At 61.6% G+C, this 17,335-nt stretch carries 18 protein-coding genes; 17 read left to right on the forward strand and 1 reads right to left on the reverse strand.

What is annotated here, in order from left to right; all coding sequences use genetic code 11:
• Positions 1 to 3 precede the first annotated feature (3 nt).
• From puuE to LG409_RS03655, 6 genes are all read left to right on the forward strand, one after another.
• Positions 4 to 930 (forward strand): allantoinase PuuE, encoded by a 927-nt coding sequence (gene puuE, locus LG409_RS03630; protein WP_039175422.1) that lies wholly within the window; start codon positions 4 to 6, stop codon positions 928 to 930.
• A 22-nt stretch (positions 931 to 952) separates the two neighbouring features.
• Positions 953 to 1,831: a MurR/RpiR family transcriptional regulator gene (locus LG409_RS03635; RefSeq protein ID WP_039175424.1), complete on the forward strand. Its 879-nt coding sequence runs from the start codon at positions 953 to 955 to the stop codon at positions 1,829 to 1,831.
• Between the two features lie 268 nt (positions 1,832 to 2,099).
• Positions 2,100 to 2,954 carry a transporter substrate-binding domain-containing protein gene (locus tag LG409_RS03640; RefSeq protein WP_227407631.1) on the forward strand — a complete coding sequence of 285 codons (855 nt, stop codon included), beginning with the start codon at positions 2,100 to 2,102 and terminating at the stop codon, positions 2,952 to 2,954.
• An 8-nt stretch (positions 2,955 to 2,962) separates the two neighbouring features.
• The gene (locus tag LG409_RS03645; protein WP_039175427.1) at positions 2,963 to 3,640 is read left to right on the forward strand and encodes an amino acid ABC transporter permease; all 678 of its coding nucleotides are present in this window, start codon (positions 2,963 to 2,965) and stop codon (positions 3,638 to 3,640) included.
• The gene (locus LG409_RS03650; protein ID WP_016916212.1) at positions 3,637 to 4,293 is read left to right on the forward strand and encodes an amino acid ABC transporter permease; all 657 of its coding nucleotides are present in this window, start codon (positions 3,637 to 3,639) and stop codon (positions 4,291 to 4,293) included. Before LG409_RS03645 ends, LG409_RS03650 begins: the two co-directional genes overlap by 4 nt.
• Entirely contained in the window at positions 4,274 to 5,002 is a 729-nt protein-coding gene (locus LG409_RS03655) for an amino acid ABC transporter ATP-binding protein (RefSeq protein WP_227407632.1), read from the forward strand. The genes LG409_RS03650 and LG409_RS03655 overlap by 20 nt, the downstream gene beginning before the upstream one ends.
• Positions 5,003 to 5,067: 65 nt before the next feature.
• Here LG409_RS03655 and LG409_RS03660 read toward each other — a convergent pair whose 3' ends face one another.
• A complete protein-coding gene (locus LG409_RS03660) occupies positions 5,068 to 6,510 on the reverse strand; it encodes a YfcC family protein (RefSeq protein ID WP_227407633.1) in 1,443 nt (480 codons plus the stop codon).
• Between the two features lie 250 nt (positions 6,511 to 6,760).
• Here LG409_RS03660 and LG409_RS03665 point away from each other — a divergent pair, with 250 nt between their 5' ends.
• The 11 genes from LG409_RS03665 to LG409_RS03715 all read left to right on the forward strand — a co-directional run bounded on the left by LG409_RS03665 (position 6,761) and on the right by LG409_RS03715 (position 17,258).
• Entirely contained in the window at positions 6,761 to 7,591 is an 831-nt protein-coding gene (locus tag LG409_RS03665) for a bifunctional allantoicase/(S)-ureidoglycine aminohydrolase (protein ID WP_016916214.1), read from the forward strand.
• A gap of 37 nt (positions 7,592 to 7,628) precedes the next feature.
• Positions 7,629 to 8,120 (forward strand): ureidoglycolate lyase, encoded by a 492-nt coding sequence (locus tag LG409_RS03670; RefSeq protein ID WP_039175430.1) that lies wholly within the window; start codon positions 7,629 to 7,631, stop codon positions 8,118 to 8,120.
• A gap of 98 nt (positions 8,121 to 8,218) precedes the next feature.
• Positions 8,219 to 9,703: a pyruvate kinase gene (gene pyk, locus LG409_RS03675; RefSeq protein ID WP_096921429.1), complete on the forward strand. Its 1,485-nt coding sequence runs from the start codon at positions 8,219 to 8,221 to the stop codon at positions 9,701 to 9,703.
• 4 nt (positions 9,704 to 9,707) lie between these two features.
• On the forward strand, positions 9,708 to 10,475 hold the full coding sequence (gene modA / locus LG409_RS03680; RefSeq protein WP_227407634.1) for a molybdate ABC transporter substrate-binding protein: 768 nt from the start codon (positions 9,708 to 9,710) through the stop codon (positions 10,473 to 10,475).
• Positions 10,475 to 11,143, forward strand: coding sequence for a molybdate ABC transporter permease subunit (gene modB, locus LG409_RS03685; RefSeq protein WP_016916218.1), 669 nt, complete (start codon positions 10,475 to 10,477; stop codon positions 11,141 to 11,143). The genes modA and modB overlap by 1 nt, the downstream gene beginning before the upstream one ends.
• The gene (locus LG409_RS03690; RefSeq protein ID WP_227407635.1) at positions 11,136 to 12,242 is read left to right on the forward strand and encodes an ABC transporter ATP-binding protein; all 1,107 of its coding nucleotides are present in this window, start codon (positions 11,136 to 11,138) and stop codon (positions 12,240 to 12,242) included. The genes modB and LG409_RS03690 overlap by 8 nt, the downstream gene beginning before the upstream one ends.
• Positions 12,243 to 12,258: 16 nt before the next feature.
• Positions 12,259 to 12,780 (forward strand): DUF192 domain-containing protein, encoded by a 522-nt coding sequence (locus LG409_RS03695; RefSeq protein WP_016916220.1) that lies wholly within the window; start codon positions 12,259 to 12,261, stop codon positions 12,778 to 12,780.
• A gap of 196 nt (positions 12,781 to 12,976) precedes the next feature.
• A complete protein-coding gene (locus tag LG409_RS03700; RefSeq protein ID WP_096921426.1) occupies positions 12,977 to 13,987 on the forward strand; it encodes a DctP family TRAP transporter solute-binding subunit in 1,011 nt (336 codons plus the stop codon).
• Between the two features lie 56 nt (positions 13,988 to 14,043).
• Positions 14,044 to 14,523 carry a TRAP transporter small permease gene (locus LG409_RS03705; RefSeq protein ID WP_039175441.1) on the forward strand — a complete coding sequence of 160 codons (480 nt, stop codon included), beginning with the start codon at positions 14,044 to 14,046 and terminating at the stop codon, positions 14,521 to 14,523.
• Positions 14,513 to 15,814 (forward strand): TRAP transporter large permease, encoded by a 1,302-nt coding sequence (locus LG409_RS03710; protein WP_096921425.1) that lies wholly within the window; start codon positions 14,513 to 14,515, stop codon positions 15,812 to 15,814. The genes LG409_RS03705 and LG409_RS03710 overlap by 11 nt, the downstream gene beginning before the upstream one ends.
• Before the next feature lie 463 nt (positions 15,815 to 16,277).
• Entirely contained in the window at positions 16,278 to 17,258 is a 981-nt protein-coding gene (locus LG409_RS03715; RefSeq protein ID WP_096921424.1) for a TAXI family TRAP transporter solute-binding subunit, read from the forward strand.
• Positions 17,259 to 17,335: the final 77 nt, after the last annotated feature.

A 17,335-nucleotide genomic window follows, 5' to 3' on the forward strand; every position in this document is an offset into this window, starting at 1 on the left:
ACCATGTCTTCCCATTACCCGCGTGACCTGATTGGCTACGGCCAAACGCCCCCTCATGCCCAGTGGCCCAACGGCGCCAAAATAGCCGTGCAGTTCGTACTCAACTACGAAGAGGGCGCGGAGAATTGCGTGCTTCACGGGGATGCGGGGTCCGAGCAGTTCCTTTCCGAGATCATCGGGGCAGCCAGCTATCCCGACCGCCACCTGAGCATGGAGTCCATCTACGAGTACGGCTCGCGAGCTGGCGTGTGGCGCATTTTGCGCGAATTTGAGCGTCGTGGGCTGCCGCTCACCGTGTTTGGGGTGGCCATGGCGCTGGAGCGCCACCCGGAGGTGGCGCAGGCGTTCAAGGAGCTGGGCCATGAAGTGGCCTGTCACGGCTACCGCTGGATTCACTATCAGGAAACGCCCGAGCACGTAGAGCGCGAGCATCTGCAAAAAGCCATGGAGATTTTCCAGCGTCTGTACGGTGAGAAGCCACAAGGCTGGTACACCGGCCGCGATAGCCCCAATACGCGGCGCCTGATATTGGATGAAGGCGGGTTTCTCTACGACAGCGATTACTACGGCGACGACCTGCCCTTCTGGACCCGCGTGAGCGACAGCCAGGGCGCCGAGCACCAGCATCTGGTGGTGCCCTACACCCTCGATACCAATGACATGCGTTTTGCGGCGCCGCAGGGGTTCAATACCGCCGACCACTTCTTTACCTACCTGCGCGACGCCTTTGATGTACTGTATGCCGAAGGGGAGGAGGCGCCGAAAATGCTTTCGATTGGCATGCACTGCCGGTTGCTGGGCCGCCCGGGCCGTTTCCGTGCGCTTCAGCGCTTTCTGGACCATATCGAAGCGCATGATCGAGTATGGGTCGCCCGTCGGGTCGATATCGCTCGTCACTGGGCCGAACACCACCCCGCACCGACTCAGTAACCCAAGGATGCGATAGGACACCATGACGCCCCACATAGGACAACGGATTGCCGCCCAATTCGATGCGCTGACGGCCCAGGAGCAGCGGGTCGCCACGTTCATTCTCGACCATTTCGATGATCTGGCTGTCTACAGCGCCGCCGATCTGGCGCGACTGACGGGGGTATCCAAGTCCACGGTGAGCCGTCTGTTCAAGCGGCTGGGGTTCGAGAGCTTTCGCACGGTCAAGACCCACGCGCGGCAGCTGCGCAACCTGGGGGTGCCGCTGGTCATCGATGACGATGCCATGCAGGAGGAGGGCGGTGCACCGTTTCAGCGCCACCTGCAGCGCGAACAGGAGAATCTCCAGCGCTGCCTGGCCAGTTTGCCCCCCGCCACGTTTGCCGACTGCGTCGATGCGCTGGCGGCTGCCCAGCAGATCGTGGTCATGGGGTTTCGCAACAGCTATCCGCTGGCGTTACATCTGCGCCAGCAGTTGATTCAGGCGCGTGGGCGAGTACGCCTGGCGCCTCAGCCCAACCAGTCGCTGGCGGAAGAGATCGTCGATTTGACCGAGCAGGACACCATCGTGCTGTTCGGCTTTCGTCGTCGGCCCACGGCCTTTGCGGCACTGGTGACGGCCCTGGAGCGTTCGCCCGCCAGGGTGCTGCTGATCGCCGACCCCACCGCCGCTACCTTCGTGCCGCAAGTGTCGTGGTTCATGGAAGTGCCTCTGGAAAGCTTGTCGGCCTTCGACAGCTACGCCACCGCCAATAGCCTGATTTGCCTGCTGGCCAATGCGGTGCTGCATCACAACCTGAGTGATGGGCGAGAGCGCATCAGTGACATCAGCGACCAGTACGAGGCGCTGAGTGAGCTGGCAGCGCCAGTGATGAGCGTGGATTGGGACGCTCACCAATAATGGTGCGTGCTGGTTCTTGATGCACCAAACACGAACGTTGAGGCCTGTCGAAGCGTTGCTTCGACAGGCCTCTGCCTGCCTGAAAAACTCTCAAACTGCTGTTATCCATGCACTTTGTGCCTGAGTGGCCCTGTAATTGCTCTGCTGAGGCTGTGAAACAAAAGTTTCGGACTGTACTTGCTTGCAACGAAGCTTTCATCACGGCGCTATTCATACGCGACTGTCGCACTCGCTGGCTTGGCCAATCGCATAACTGCAGGAGAGCATCATGGGCACGATCCCTCAGGGCTTTACACAATCTATTCAGCACTTCTTGAAACGTTGCCAATCCGGCGTGCTGGCCACCGGTGTGACCGCTGCGCTGGCCGTGGGTGGCGTGGGTGCCAGCACCGCCGTGCAAGCGGATGCGCTGGAAGCCATCGAATCCCGTGGCACCATACGCATTGCGGTTCCGCAGGACTTCCCGCCGTTTGGTTCGGTCGGCACCGATCTGCAGCCGCGCGGCTACGATATCGACATGGCCAACTACATTGCCGATGAGATGAGCGTGACGCTGGAGCTGATTACCGTGACCAGTGCCAACCGCATTCCCTACCTGCAAACGGGCCAGGCGGACCTGGTGATCTCCAGCCTGGGCAAAAATCCGGAGCGTGAAGCGGCAATCGATTTCTCGGAGGCCTATGCGCCTTTCTTCCTGGGAGTCTTCAGCGCTGACGCCGATGAAAGCATCGCCGGCCCCGACGAGCTGGCCGGTAAAACCATCGGCGTGACGCGGGGTGCCGTGGAAGACATGGAGCTGACCGAGGTTGCCCCCAGCTCGACCACCATCCGCCGTTTCGAGGACAATGCCACCACCATCTCGGCTTTTCTGTCTGGCCAGGTGGACTATGTCGCGACCGGCAACGTGGTGGCCGCAGAAATTGCCGAGCGCAACAGTCGCCGCGCACCGACCCTGCTGTATCAACTGCGTGATTCCCCCTGCTATATCGGCCTGAACAAGAACGAAGCAGCGCTGCAGACGGAAGTGAACCGGTTGATTGCTCAGGCGCTCGAGGACGGCACCTTGAACGAGTTTTCCCAGCGCTGGTTCAGTGCCGACCTGCCCGACGGCTTTGGTAGCTGAGGGTCGTCATGGGGCCAACACTCGATTTCTTAACCCTGTTGCCCTACGTCGGTGAGCTGATCAAAGGCTTGACCACCACGGTCATCTTGACCGTGGTGACCACCTTGACCGGTTTGGCACTGGCGGTAGCGGTAGCTTATCTGCGGGTAAACGGTCAGCCTTGGGTACGCTGGGGGCTGGGCGGTTATGTCGAAGTCATTCGTAATACTCCGTTCATCGTGCAACTGTTCTTTATCTTTTTTGGTCTGCCTGGCCTGGGCATCAAGCTGGACGCCATCACGGCGGCGTTTATCGCCATGACCCTTAACCTTGCCGCGTACAGTGCCGAAATCCTGCGTGCGGGCATCAGTGCCACGGCCAGGGGGCAGCTGGAAGCCGCCAGAGCACTGGGCATGAACACCCTTCAGGGGTATCGCCATGTGGTACTGGTACCGGCCTTTGCGCGTGTCTATCCGTCACTGATCAGCCAGTCGATCATCGTCATGCTAGGGTCGGCGGTGGTGTCGCAAATTTCGGTCTTCGATCTCACCTACGCGGCCAACTTCATTCAGTCTCGCAACTTCAGAAGCTTCGAAGTCTATTTGCTGATCACCTTGATCTACCTGCTGCTGGCGTTCGTGATGCGCCGCGTCTTTATGCAAGTGGGTAAACGAGTCTTTGCCTACCAGCAAGGAGAACAACGATGATCGAATTCACCTTCTGGGATATTTTGCGCAACCTGCTGCTGGCGGCCCGCTGGACCGTAGTGCTGTCGCTGATTGCCTTTGTCGGCGGGGCCACGGTGGGGCTGGTATTGACCTTCATGCGCCTTTCCAGCTCGCGCTGGCTGCAACGCCTCACCGCGCTCTACGTGGATGTATTTCAGGGCACCCCGCTGCTGATGCAGCTGTTCCTGATCTTTTTCGGAGCGGCGGCGCTGGGATACCCCGTGTCTGCCTGGCTGGCGGCCTCCGTGGCCCTCACGCTGTTCAGCAGCGCCTTCCTGTGTGATATCTGGCGGGGCTGCCTGGAAGCCGTTGCCAAGGGGCAGTGGCATGCCGCTCGGGTGCTGGGCATGAATTACTTCCAAACCATGCGCCATGTCATCCTGCCCCAAGCGCTGCGGCTTTCGGTACCGCCCACGGTCGGTTTTTCGGTACAGGTCATCAAGGGCACCGCGCTGGCCTCGATCATTGGCTTCGTCGAGCTGACCAAGGCGGGCACGATGCTCAACAACGCCACCTTTGAACCGTTCACCATCTTTGCCCTGGTGGCCCTTCTGTATTTCGCGCTGTGCTACCCGCTGTCCTGCTACGCGCGCCATTTGGAGAAAAAGCTCTATGACGCTGGTCTGCGTTGATAACGTTCACAAAGCCTTTGGTGACCTGGAAGTGCTCAAGGGAATCGACCTCTCCGTTGCTCAGGGCGAAGTGGTGGCCATCATTGGCCGGAGCGGCTCGGGCAAAAGTACTCTGCTGCGCTGCCTCAATCAGCTCGAACAGCACGACAGCGGCGAGATCACCATTGCCGGTCAAGCGCTGGATGCGGGTGTCATGTCCCCCCGTGAGCTGAGCGAAAACGTGGGCATGGTCTTTCAGAGCTTCAACCTGTTTCCCCACAAAACGGTGGGGGAAAACGTGTGCCTGGCCCCCGTCGTGGTGCGCGGCGAGAGGCGCGACGAGGTCGAGAAAATCGCCCGTGAAGTGCTGAGCAAGGTCGGCCTGGCCGACAAGTACGATGCCTACCCGGCACAGCTGTCCGGTGGCCAGCAACAGCGGGTGGCCATTGCTCGGGCGCTGGCCATGCGGCCCAAGGTGCTGCTCTGCGACGAAGTGACCTCTGCCCTGGACCCGGAGCTGGTGGGGGAGGTGCTGCGCGTGCTGGAGGCGCTGGCGGCGGAAGGCATGACGTTGATTCTGGTCACCCATGAAATGGGCTTCGCCAGAGACGTGGCAGATCGCGTGGTATTCATGCACCAGGGGCGCATCCATGAAGAGGGCGAGCCGGGCGAACTGTTCAGCCGCCCCCAGACCGCCGAGCTGAAGCAGTTTATCTCGGCGGTGCTGTAGGGGGCTGAAGGGGGTGCTGACGTGAGCGGCCTGGGCTGGCCGCTTTACGTATGGTGCAACGTGGCTTATCCGACCCACTGCGTGGCTTGGGCAAAAATCAAGAAGCCCAGCGCTATCAGTACCCACACGCAGAAGAGTGGAAAGAAGAACTTGACCCACTTCTGCCAGGAGACACCGGCCAGTGCCAGGGTAGCCATGAAGTAGCCTGAGGTGGGGTAAAGAATATTGCCGATGCCATCGCCCAACTGGAAAGCCAGCACCGCCGTTTGGCGGGTCACGCCAATCATGTCCGAGAGCGGGGCCATCAACGGCATGGTGACCAGTGCCTGGCCGCTGCCGGAAGGAATGATGAAGTTGAAACCAAGCTGCGCGAAGAACATGCCGATGGCGGATAGCAGCGTGGGCAGGCCACCGACCAGATTACCCAGGCCATACACCAGGGTGTCCATGATCTGGCCATCTTCGAGCATGACTGCGACCCCACGGGCAACCCCGGCAATCATGGCGCCGACCAGCACGTCGCGGAACCCTTGATTGAAACCTCCGCAGATGTCGTCGGTGCTCAAACCTGCAACGAGGCCGACGACCACGCCCATGATGATGAACAGCCCGGCCATCTCCATCATGAACCACCCTTGCTGCAGGACGCCGTAAACCAGCAGGGCAAAGAAGGCGAAGGTGGTGAGCGCCGCCAGTGTCTGGCGAGTGGAGGCTACCAGCGCACGGCTGTTCTCGGCATGCTGGTAAAGGGCACGCTTTTCGGCTTCGCCGGGGTCACTGTTCAGCAGGCTTCGCTCGGGTGAGTGGCTCACCTGGCGAGCATAGCGCATCACAAAGAAGATCGCCGCGGCCAGCATCACGATGAACGCCAGAATGCGCAAGCCGTACCCGGAGTAGAGAGGCAGTGCCGACAGCTGCTGGCCAAGGCCGGTGTTGATCGGGTTGAGCACGCCCGTGGTAAAGCCCACGGTGGTGGCGCACAGGGCCACGGCGGCTGCAGTGACCGAGTCGAAGCGTAGTGCAATCATCAGCGGCAGGATGACCGGTACATATACCAATGCCAGCTCTTGCGTGCCTATCACGGTGGCAATCAGGGCAAACACGGTCATCAGCACCGGCAGGGTGAGCAGGCCCTGGCCAGCGAAACGTCGGGTCAGCTTGTCGACGCCAATTTCGATGATGCCGGTGCGCCTGAGCACCATGAACATGCCGCCAATCATGAAGGTGAAAAAGACCACTTCGCCAGCGCTCATCAGCCCATTGGGAATGGCCAGCATGAAGTCGGTGAGCCCGACGGGGCTGGGGTCGATCGTGGTATAGGAGTCGGGGTCGATGGTGATGCGGCCATTGGGCCCTGGAACGCGTTCGAATTCGCCTGCGGGTACGAAGTGAGTGGCAATGGCCGCCATGGCGATAAAGACAAACAGCACCACGTAGATGTCCGGGATGCGGCACCAGCTCTTGGCGGTGCCAGGGGTACCCGCAGAAGAGGGGCGATGTTGTGACATGCAGAGCCTCGCATTGTTGGGCCATCCGGGGACGGCTCTTGTTATCCATTGCAGTGGGCCGGGGCGCCGCGATCACCCATCGATGGCGGCAGAACTCGGTTCGTATGTTTTAGAGTTATGAAACGAAAGTTGCCAAAAACATTACTACTGGGAGGTATGTTTCACAAGCCCGTCGGTATAAGCTTTAAAAAGTGCGGTTTATTTTGTATACAAGAACATCATCAACATTGACCACTCGACAGGACATGCCATGCCAGCCAATTACTATGCGCCCACCGGCGGACACCCGCCGCAAACTCAGTTGACCGCCGACCGTGCCGTTTTCACGGAAGCCTATGCGCTGATCCCCAAAGGGGTGATGCGCGATATCGTGACCAGCAACCTGCCTTTCTGGGAAGGCACGCGGCTGTGGGTATTGGCGCGTCCGCTGTCCGGGTTTGCAGAGACGTTCTCTCAATACATCATGGAAGTGCAGCCCGAGGGCGGCAGCGACAAGCCTGAGCTGGACCCTCAGGCAGAAGGGGTGCTGTTCATCGTGGAAGGAGAGCTGACGCTGACATTGGCTGGCGAGCGTCATCTCATGGGCCCTGGCGGCTACGCCTTCATTCCCCCCGGCAGCCACTGGCAGGTTCGCAACGAGTCCCGCGAGCCGGTGCGCTTCCATTGGGTGCGCAAGGCCTATGAGTTCGTCGAGGGGCTGGACGTACCGCCGGCCTTCGTCACCAACGAGCAGGAGATCGCACCGATCGAGATGCCGGGCACGGAAGGGCGCTGGGCAACGACGCGCTTTGTCGAACCTGGCGATGTGCGCCACGACATGCACGTCAACATCGTGACGTTCCAGCCCGGTGGCGTGATTCCGTTCGACGAAACCCACGTGATGGAGCACGGGCTCTACGTGCTGGAAGGCAAGGCGGTCTATCACCTCAACCAGCAGTGGGTAGAAGTGGAAGCGGGGGACTTCATGTGGCTACGGGCGTTCTGCCCTCAAGCCTGTTATGCGGGTGGGCCTGGCCCGTTCCGTTATCTGCTGTACAAGGATGTGAATCGCCACGCGGCGCTGCGCCTTGGCGCTCGCTGACGCTGGCGCACAAGCACACTGACCACCAGGAGCCGTCATGCTGACACTCGAAGCAAAACCCCTGACACAAGCAGCATTTGAACCATTTGGCGAGGTGCTCGATGCGCGTACCTCGCCATCGTTTCCGATCAACGCAGGGCGTACCCAGCGGCATCACGATCTGGCGCGAGTCGAGACGCTGGGCGACAATCCGCGCACCTTGGTGAGCATCTTTGTCAGCCAGCCGGTGTCGCTGCCGTTGACGCTGACGTTTCTGGAACGCCACCCGCTGGGCAGCCAGGCTTTCATGCCGCTGCACGAAGAGCGTTTCATCGTGGTGGTCGCCCCGCCCGGCGACACCATCGCGTCCCAGGACGTTCGGGCCTTCGTGACGGATGGCCGCCAGGGGGTGAACTACCGAGCAGGCACCTGGCACGCCATTCAGTCGGTGCTGGACCGGGAAGGCGAGTTTCTCGTGGTGGACCGCGGTGGAGATGGCAACAACTGTGACGAGTACCCGCTGTCCTTGTGCGTGCACGTGGCGCAGTAATCGCCGACATTGGCCGTTGCAACAAGTACATGCGAGTGTCATCTTGCTTGGGGTATGCTGATACGCGAACATTTCCTCTTTTACTGGTCAGGACATTTATGAGCACAAACACCCATATCCCCCTTCGTCGTACCAAGATCGTCGCTACCCTTGGCCCTGCCAGTGACCGCGAGGGCGTACTGGAGGCCATGCTGAAGGCAGGGGTGGATGTGGTGCGCTTGAACTTTTCGCACGGCACCGCCGACGACCATCGGCGTCGCCTGGCCCGGGTGCGTGAGATTGCTGCCCAACTGGGCCGCAGCGTAGCGGCGCTGGGCGACCTGCAAGGCCCCAAGATCCGCGTTGCCCGTTTCAAGGAGGGCGCCGTGTATCTGGAAGAGGGCCAGGACTTCGTGCTCGACATGGCCATGGACAGCGATGCCGGTACTCAGCAGGGCGTCGGTTGCGACTACAAGACCCTGGCCGATGACGTCACGGCCGGCGACCGCCTGCTGCTGGACGATGGCCGCGTGGTGCTGGACGTGACCCGTGTCGAAGGCAAGCAGGTACATACCCAGGTGGTCGTGGGGGGCAAACTCTCCAACCACAAGGGGATCAACAAGCAGGGGGGAGGCCTCTCCGCGCCGGCCTTGACCGAAAAAGACAAGGCCGACTTGAAAACGGCGGTGGAGATCGGCGTCGATTACCTGGCGATTTCGTTCCCGCGCTCGGCAGAAGACATGCGTGAAGCACGTCGGCTGCTGGGCGAGGAAGGCAAGGAGATTGGCCTGGTGGCCAAGGTCGAGCGTGCCGAGGCCGTGGCCGACGAGGCGACGCTGGATGGCATCATCGAAGCCTCTGAAGCGGTCATGGTGGCGCGTGGTGACCTGGGCGTGGAAATTGGCGATGCCAAGCTGGTCGGCGTGCAGAAACGCATGATCAAGCGCGCCCGGTCGCTCAACCGGGCCGTGATCACGGCGACCCAAATGATGGAAAGCATGATTTCTGCGCCGCTGCCCACCCGAGCAGAAGTGTTCGACGTGGCCAACGCCGTGCTGGATGGCAGCGATGCCGTGATGCTGTCGGCAGAAACGGCGGCGGGCGACTACCCGCTGGAAACCGTCGAGGCCATGGCGCGCGTGTGCCTGGGAGCCGAGCGGGAGCGGGTGGCGCAAGAGTCCGGGCACCGTATTCATGAAGGCTTTACCCGTCCGGATGAAACCATTGCGCTGTCGGCCATGTACGCTGCCAACCACATGACAGGGGTAGCGGCGATTGCCTGTATGACGGCGTCTGGCTATACGCCGCTCATTGCATCGCGGATTCGCTCCGGTCTGCCCATCGTGGGCCTGGCACACAACCCCATCGCTCAGCGTCGCATGGCGCTTTATCGCGGCGTGGTATCGCTGCCTTTCGATACCTCCGAGATGAGCGCCACCGAGCTGAATGACCAGGCGTTGACCCTGCTGGTCAAGCAAGGGGTCGCCAAGCTGGGTGACCACGTCATCCTCACCCGTGGCGACCACATGAATGCTCACGGCGGCACCAACACCATGAAGGTGATGGTGATTAACGAGCAGCATGTGGAAAGTGCCAAGGCCTAAGCGCATGCGTTGGCTGCTGTGCCTTGGTTGCCTGCTGCTGGGTGCGCCTGCCATGGCAGGCGCACCCATCGTAGCGGCGGCCTCCAGTCTACACTTCTTTTTGGAAGAGGCTTCTGAACGGTTTACCCAGCAAACCGGGCATACGCTGCGCCTCAACCTGGGCTCTTCCGGTAACTTCCGCCGTCAGATCGCCCAGGGGGCGCCCTTCGAGCTGTTTCTTTCCGCTGATGAGGGCTTCGTGCAAGCGCTCTACCGGGAAGGGCACGTCGTGGATGAAGGTGTGATCTATGCACGCGGGCGGCTGGCCTGGGTACAGCCTGCCGGCCGCTATCCTCCGCCCGATGAACAGGCGCCCCTGGCCGGCGTGGAAGACGCCGTGGCCGCGTTGCAGAATGGCCAGCGCCTGCGGATAGCCATGGCCAGCCCCGAGCATGCACCGTATGGCGTGGCCGCTCAGCAAGTGCTGGAAAGGGCAGGGCTCTTGGAGGCCATTCGCCCGCTGCGCATACAGGGGGAAAACGTTTCCCAGGCGATGCAGTTTGCGCTGTCCGACGACGCAAGGGGCGGGCTGGTGGCCTATTCGCTGGTGCTGGCGCCTGGGCTGGCGGCCCGTAGCGAAAGCGTGCTGATCCCCGAAGCGTGGCACACGCCGCTGACTCAGCGCATGGTGCTGACCCCTCACGCCGGAGAAGCCGCCCAGGCCTTCTATGGCTGGCTGCAACAGCCCGAGGCCCAGGCACTCTTTCGCGCCTACGGCTTCAGTACCGAGTGATGGACTGGACGGCGCTGGGGGTCTCGCTGCGGCTGGCGGCGTTGACGAGCCTGCTGCTGGTGCCACTGGGCATCTGGTGCGGGCGGTGGCTGGCCACGGCTCGGTTTCGTGGCAAGGGCGTCTGCGAAGCGCTGATTGCCCTGCCTCTGGTGCTGCCGCCCACGGTGCTGGGCTTCTATCTGCTGCAGCAGTTTGGTCGCGATGCGCCGCTGGGCAGCGCCTGGGCGGCGCTCACTGGCAGCGGCCTCAACTTTACCTTCACCGGGATTCTGCTGGCCTCTTTGATTGCCAACCTGCCGTTTGCCATTCAGCCCATTCAGCGGGCCTTCGAGCATGTGCCCGTGCATTTGCGCGAAGCGGCCTGGTGCAGCGGGCTAAGCCCCTGGCAGACCCTGTGGCGTATCGAACTGCCGCTGGTGTGGCCAGGCATCCTGTCGGCGACCGCGCTGACCTTTGCCCATACGCTGGGGGAGTTTGGCGTGATTCTGTTGGTGGGCGGCGCCATCGATGGCGAAACCCGAACGCTCTCCATTGCCATTTATGACCGAGTACAGGCCTTCGACGAGCAGGGCGCGGCCACCATGTCGGCGCTGTTGCTGGCCATCTCGCTGGCTACGTTGGGGCTGGTCTACGGGTTGGCGGGCAGGCGCAGGTGGGCACGTGGCTGATTTGACGGTGTCCGTGCATCAGGCGGGGCCCATCCCCTTGAACGCCAGCTTCCGCTGCGCGCCGGGGGAGTTGCTGGCGCTGGTGGGACCATCGGGCAGCGGCAAGACCACGCTGTTGCGCGCCATTGCCGGGCTCTACCATCCTGCCCAGGGCCACATCAGCTGCGCCGGTGAGCGGTGGCTTTCGGCCGGGCAGGGGCCGCGCCAGGCACTGACACCCCAGCAGCGCAAAGTGGGCATGGTCTTTCAGGACTATGCGCTGTTCCCACACCTGACCGCGCAGCAGAACGTCCAGATTGGCATGGGGCACCTCCCCCCAGTGGCAAGACCCGCACGCGCCGCACAATGGCTGGCCCAGGTGCGCCTGGAAGGGCTGGAGAACCGCTACCCCAGCCAGCTTTCGGGAGGGCAGCGTCAGCGGGTTGCCCTGGCGCGAGCACTGGCACGAGAGCCCCGCGTGCTGCTGCTGGACGAACCTTTTTCTGCGGTCGATCAGGTCACTCGGCGCCGTTTGCAGCGGGAGCTTGCGCTGTTGCGTCAGCAAATTGCCATCCCCATCGTGCTGGTCACCCACGACCTCGAAGAAGCGACGGCCTTGGCCGACCAGATCTGTGTGCTGCACAACGGCACCAGCTTGCAGCAGGGCGGCCCGGAGCGGCTGTTTCGCCAGCCTGACACGCCCCTGGTGGCGCGTTTGCTCGACCGCCACAATGTCTTTCAGGGGCAGGTGGTCAACACGGCCAGCGGGCCACGGCTGCAGTGGGGCGAGTGGTGGCTGGAAGTCGCTCGCGGCCTCGAACACTGCTCGGCGGGGGAGACCGTGACCTGGTATCTGCCGCCGTCGGATATCGTCTTGCACCGACGCGGGCGGCCCTCCCAGGGGGAGCGCGAAAACCCGGTGACGGCCACAGTGAGTGAAATGGTGGTGCTGGGCAGCATGACCTCGGTTTCGCTGCGCGTTTCGCATGGGGATATGCTACGTTTCGATATCGCTACCCACGCGGCCAAACGCAACCAGCTGGCGTTGGGGGAGCCTGTGACCGTCTCGCTGCTGGCCGAGGGAATCCACCTCATGACCTCGCCGCAGGCCATTGTATAGAAAGAAGGAATCTGTCATGACCCTGTCCCGCCGCCAACTGCTGAAAACCACCCTGGGGGTCTCCCTGGCGAGCTGCCTGCCGCTGTCGCTCGTGACCGCCATGGCCGCCGAGTCGGCCATGGTCGATACCCTGCCGCTGGCGATTCACAGCGAGGGCGGACCGCATCGTCTGGAAGTGGAAGTGGCTGAAACGGTCGCCCAGCGCCAGCGTGGGCTGATGGGACGTGAACACTTGCCAACCTCACGCGGCATGCTGTTCCGCTTCGAGAGCGAACAGCCCGCAGGCAATGCGTTCTGGATGTATCGCACGCTGATCCCGCTGGATATCGCTTACATCGATGACGAAGGCCGCATCGTGGCGATCAATACCATGCAGCCCTGTGAGTCCAGCACCCCGCGTGAGTGCCCCTCCTATCCTGCAGGCGTGGCCTACCATGCCGCCCTGGAAGTAAACGCTGGCTACTTTGCCGAGCGTGGCATCCAGGTAGGCGACTGCGTTTCCGTGCCTGCGCTGGCCGGCTTCTGCCGCCCGGAGTAACCCCGCATACCAGCCAGCAGTGAGTGAAGACGCTGCGGCGAAAGTCGATGGCCAAAAGCAGCGGCCAGCGCTTCCCTTCACTCGGTGAGCGCCTACAATGGGGTGTCGCTGGCGGGGCTTTCCCGTATGGCGCGGAGCGCCCGCCAGATCACGGCGTTCTTCACGACTCATAAAAATGAAAAAAGGATCGATAACAATGACGCTGACACGCTCCATGGCTCGTTTGACCGCTGGCTTGGCCGGTGCTGCACTCCTTTCCGCTGCTTTTTCTGCACAGGCGCGTGAACTCTCTGTCTCCACCGTGCTGTCCGATGCCTTCCCTTGGGGGCAGGCCGCCGAAAAATGGGCAGAGCTGGTGGAAGAGCGCAGTGGCGGTGAACTGACGCTGCGGGTATACCCCAACTCCCAGCTGGTCTCCGGTGACCAGACCCGCGAGTTTTCCGCCATGCGCTCTGGGCTGATCGATGCGGCCGTCGGTTCGACCATCAACTGGTCGCCGCAAGTGCCGGAGCTCAATCTGTTCTCCTTGCCGTTCCTGATTCCTGACGAAGCCGCCGTGGACGCCGTGACTGGCGGTGAAGCGGGTGACATGGTCTTCGAGGCCATCGAGTCGCGTGGCGTCATGCCGTTGGCCTGGGGGGAAAACGGCTTTCGTCAGGTGTCCAATTCCCGTGGCCCCATCAGCCAGCCGGATGATCTCGACGGCCTGAAAATTCGCGTGGTGGGCTCGCCCCTGTTCCAGGACACGTTCTCGGCACTGGGCGCAGACCCGACCCAAATGAGCTGGACCGACGCTCAGCCTGCGTTGACCACCGGCGCGGTCGATGGCCAGGAAAATCCGCTGTCGGTGTTCGACGTGGCGCGCATCGACCAGGTGGGCCAGGCGCATTTGACGCTGTGGAACTACATGAACGACCCGCTGATTTTTGCGGTGAACCAGCAAGTGTGGCGTACGCTCAGCGAAGAGCAGCAGACGATGCTGCGTGAAACCGCGCAGGAAGCCGGAGCGTGGGAGATCGCCATGACCCGAGAGCAGGAGCATGAGCGGCTGGCCGCCATCCAGGAACGCGGGGTCACCGTGACCGAGCTGACCGACGAGCAGTACCAGGCGTTCGTGGAGGCGACCCAGTCCGTCCATGAAAAGTGGGTGCCCCGCATCGGCGAAGCCTTGGTAGAGGCTGCGCAAGCGGCAATCGACGCACGCTGATATTTCGCTAGCCGCTGCCGCCGCTCCCGAGCGGCGGCTATTTGTGTGAGGTTGCCATGAAAGGCCTTCCTGATGCCCGGCCCGAACGCTGGCTGGGCGCCCTGGCGTTGATCATCATCTCGCTGATCAGCCTGGGGAACGTCATCACGCGTTACATTACCGGCGGTTCTTTCTCGTTTACCGAAGAGTTCTCGGTGTTTCTGCTGGTGGTGCTGACTTTTGCGGGCGCCTCCGTCGCCTTGCGCCACGACCGGCATATTCGCCTGGGCTTTCTGGAGCGCGCCTTGCCTCCAAAGTGGCGGGGTGTCCTGATCCTGTTTCAGGCGCTGTGTGGCTTGACGGTGCTTGCGTTGATTACCTGGTACGCTGGCAAGCTCGCCTGGCAGGAACGAGAGTGGCAATCGCTCTCTCCCGGGCTGGGGTTGCCTCAATGGTGGTACTTGGCCTGGTTGCCAGTACTGACGCTGGCCATGAGCTGGCGATTGGTGCAACAGACCCGGGCGCGCTTGAAAGGGGAGTTTCCTCATGACGCCTGATATCTGGATGATTCTGGCGTTCGCGGGCCTGCTGATCGCCGGTGTGCCGGTGGCCTTCTCACTGGCGCTGGCCGGTTCTGTGGGCATTGTCGCGGGGCTCTCGCCCGACATGCTGGCGACCCTGGGCACCAACACCTATAACAGCATCGCCAAGTACCCGCTGATCGCCATTCCGCTGTTCATATTGACCGGGCTCATTTTTGAGCGGGCAGGGGTCGCACTGCGTCTGGTGCGCTTTGCTCAGGCCTTGATTGGCCCGCGTCATGGCGGCCTGGCGCTGGTGGCCGTGCTGGTGTGCATGATCATGGGCGGCATGAGCGGCTCGGGCCCGGCCGATGCTGCCGCCGTGGCCATGGTCATGCTGCCCAGCATGACCAAAGCGGGCTACCCGAAGCCGTTTTCTGCCACGCTGATTGCGGCCTCTGCGTCGACCGCGATTCTGATCCCCCCCTCGGTAGCGCTGATTCTTTACTCCATCGTCGTGCCGGGAGTGGACCTGCGGGCACTCTTTGCCGCTGGCCTTTTTCCAGGCGTGCTGGCCGGGATGGCACTGCTGGTACCCGCCATGCTGGTCGCCAAGCGCTACGGCTGGGAGGGCACCCCGGTGGAGGGAGCCGAGCAACTGACCGTGCGCGGCACCTTTCGTGACGCCTTGCCTGCACTGTTTGCGCCGATCTTGATACTTGGTGGCCTGCGTTCAGGCTTGTTCACGCCTACCGAGGCCGCCGTCGTGGCCGTGGCCTACGGGGCGCTGGTGGGGCTGCTGCTGACCCGTGAGCTGACGCTGCGTGATTTATGGGAGCTGCTGGGCGAAGCCGCGATCATTTCGGGGGTGGTCATGCTGATCATTGCCCTGGCCGGTATCTTCGCCTGGGCAGGCACCATGCTGGGCACGTTCCGGCACATGGCCGAGTGGATCATCGGTTTGACGGATAACGGCGTCCTGCTGCTGATACTGGTGATGCTGGCCGTCCTGGTGGCGGGCATGCTGCTGGATGCGATCTCCATTTATCTGATCATGATGCCGATTCTGATTCCGGTGATGCAGCATTTTGAGTGGAACCCGGTATGGTTCGGCATTCTGCTGGCCATGAATATCGCCATTGGTCAGTTCACTCCGCCCGTGGCGGTCAACCTCATGGTGACCACCGAAGTCGCCAAGATTCGTCTGGAGCATACGATAGGCTGGGCAATGCTGTTCGTGCTGGCCATGGGCTGCGCGCTGGCACTGGTTGCCATTTTCCCGAGTATTGCCCTGTGGCTACCCCAGGTGCTGGGCTACAACGTTTGATGCATGGGTAATCGGGTCAGCCGGGTTGGGATACCTTATGCAAAAATGGTATGGCTGGGAGAGGCATGTTTAACGGTGACTAAACGTTACATATGCGCAAACCCCGCTAAACTTATTCCTCAGTGGCGTCTCGTGGCAACGCGTAGCAGCCCAGCCTTCGAGGGAGGCACTCGCTGCAGGGTTGCCCTCGACATCCAGGGGGTGTCTACTTGCGCGGCATGCTTAGCGGGTGCGTAGGGGCGGAAAAAACGTCTCCTGTAGCCGCAGCGGCAAGCATGAAATAGCGGCGAGCTTCGCCAAGTGGTTTTTTTTTCGCTAAAGTAGTCACCGTCGGCAGTAATTGCCGAGGTCGATAACAGACTGTCTTGACAACGTTTTGCAACCGTAGCACCTGAAGGGAACCGTTCTGCAGGTGGTTGCAAGGCGCATAACGCTCACAACATCAAGATAAAGAGGTGTATTCATGAAACGCCATGTATTTTCTACTGCGGCCTTCTCGGGCGCGTTCATTGCTGCGGCTTCCTTCGCTTCTCCGGCGGTAGCTCAGGATCGCTACATCACCATCGGTACCGGTGGCCAAACGGGCGTTTACTACGTCGTCGGTCAGTCGGTGTGCCGTATGGTCAACCGTGGCAGCGATGAGCACAACATTCGTTGTAACGCACCGTCCACCGGCGGCTCCGTTGCCAACGTCAACGGCATGAAGAGCGGCGAGCTGGACATGGGCGTTGTCCAGTCGGACGTTCAGTACCGTGCTTACAACGGTGAAGCCAACTTCGAAGAAGAAGGCGCGTGGGAAGATATGCGTGCGCTCTTCACCATGCATGGCGAGCCGCTGACCGTGGTTGCCCGTGCCGACTCCGGCATTCAAAGCATCACCGACTTCCCCGGCAAGCGCGTCAACATCGGTAACCCCGGTTCAGGCCAGCGCAATACCATGGACGTGGTGATGGATGCGTTTGGCTGGGACGAGAGCACCTTCGCTCTGGCCTCGCAGCTGGACGCTGCCGAGCAGGCGGCTGCACTGTCTGACAACAACATCGATGCCATGGTGTACGTGGTAGGCCACCCGAACGGCTCTATCCAAGAAGCGACCACCACCATTGATGCGCGTCTGGTCTCTGTGACTGGCGAAGAGATCGACGGTTTGATCGAAGAGTACCCCTACTACACGCGTTCTGTGATTCCGGGTGGCCTTTACCGTGGTAACGACGAAGATGTCGAAACTTTCGGTGTGGCGGCAACCTTCGTTTCTTCCACCGCTGTTGATGAAGACATTGTTTACGAAACGGTGAAAGCAGTATTCGAAAACTTCGATCGCTTCAAGCGTCTGCACCCGGCGTTCGAAAACCTGAACGAAGAAGACATGATCTCCGACGGTCTGACGGCGCCGCTGCACGATGGCGCAGCACGTTACTACCGTGAGCGTGGCTGGATCGAATAAGTCTTGAAAAGCGATGCTGCTGGCTAAGGTGAGCAGCCTCGCGATGAGTGATAAAGCGCGGGCACCTTGGGTGTCCG

Source organism: Halomonas sp. NyZ770 (assembly GCF_020616575.1).
Classification (GTDB): domain Bacteria; phylum Pseudomonadota; class Gammaproteobacteria; order Pseudomonadales; family Halomonadaceae; genus Vreelandella; species Vreelandella hamiltonii.

Bases quoted from the DNA above. Each gene is read 5' to 3' on its own strand.
- pyk (WP_096921429.1), top strand. From the start codon at position 8,219: ATGAGCACAAACACCCATATCCCCCTTCGTCGTACCAAGATCGTCGCT.
- LG409_RS03700 (WP_096921426.1), top strand. From the start codon at position 12,977: ATGACGCTGACACGCTCCATGGCTCGTTTGACCGCTGGCTTGGCCGGT.
- modA (WP_227407634.1), top strand. From the start codon at position 9,708: ATGCGTTGGCTGCTGTGCCTTGGTTGCCTGCTGCTGGGTGCGCCTGCC.
- puuE (WP_039175422.1), top strand. From the start codon at position 4: ATGTCTTCCCATTACCCGCGTGACCTGATTGGCTACGGCCAAACGCCC.
- LG409_RS03705 (WP_039175441.1), top strand. From the start codon at position 14,044: ATGAAAGGCCTTCCTGATGCCCGGCCCGAACGCTGGCTGGGCGCCCTG.
- LG409_RS03660 (WP_227407633.1), bottom strand. From the start codon at position 6,510: ATGTCACAACATCGCCCCTCTTCTGCGGGTACCCCTGGCACCGCCAAG.
- LG409_RS03635 (WP_039175424.1), top strand. From the start codon at position 953: ATGACGCCCCACATAGGACAACGGATTGCCGCCCAATTCGATGCGCTG.
- LG409_RS03695 (WP_016916220.1), top strand. From the start codon at position 12,259: ATGACCCTGTCCCGCCGCCAACTGCTGAAAACCACCCTGGGGGTCTCC.
- LG409_RS03665 (WP_016916214.1), top strand. From the start codon at position 6,761: ATGCCAGCCAATTACTATGCGCCCACCGGCGGACACCCGCCGCAAACT.
- LG409_RS03715 (WP_096921424.1), top strand. From the start codon at position 16,278: ATGAAACGCCATGTATTTTCTACTGCGGCCTTCTCGGGCGCGTTCATT.
- LG409_RS03645 (WP_039175427.1), top strand. From the start codon at position 2,963: ATGGGGCCAACACTCGATTTCTTAACCCTGTTGCCCTACGTCGGTGAG.
- LG409_RS03670 (WP_039175430.1), top strand. From the start codon at position 7,629: ATGCTGACACTCGAAGCAAAACCCCTGACACAAGCAGCATTTGAACCA.
- LG409_RS03710 (WP_096921425.1), top strand. From the start codon at position 14,513: ATGACGCCTGATATCTGGATGATTCTGGCGTTCGCGGGCCTGCTGATC.
- LG409_RS03655 (WP_227407632.1), top strand. From the start codon at position 4,274: ATGACGCTGGTCTGCGTTGATAACGTTCACAAAGCCTTTGGTGACCTG.
- LG409_RS03650 (WP_016916212.1), top strand. From the start codon at position 3,637: ATGATCGAATTCACCTTCTGGGATATTTTGCGCAACCTGCTGCTGGCG.
- modB (WP_016916218.1), top strand. From the start codon at position 10,475: ATGGACTGGACGGCGCTGGGGGTCTCGCTGCGGCTGGCGGCGTTGACG.
- LG409_RS03640 (WP_227407631.1), top strand. From the start codon at position 2,100: ATGGGCACGATCCCTCAGGGCTTTACACAATCTATTCAGCACTTCTTG.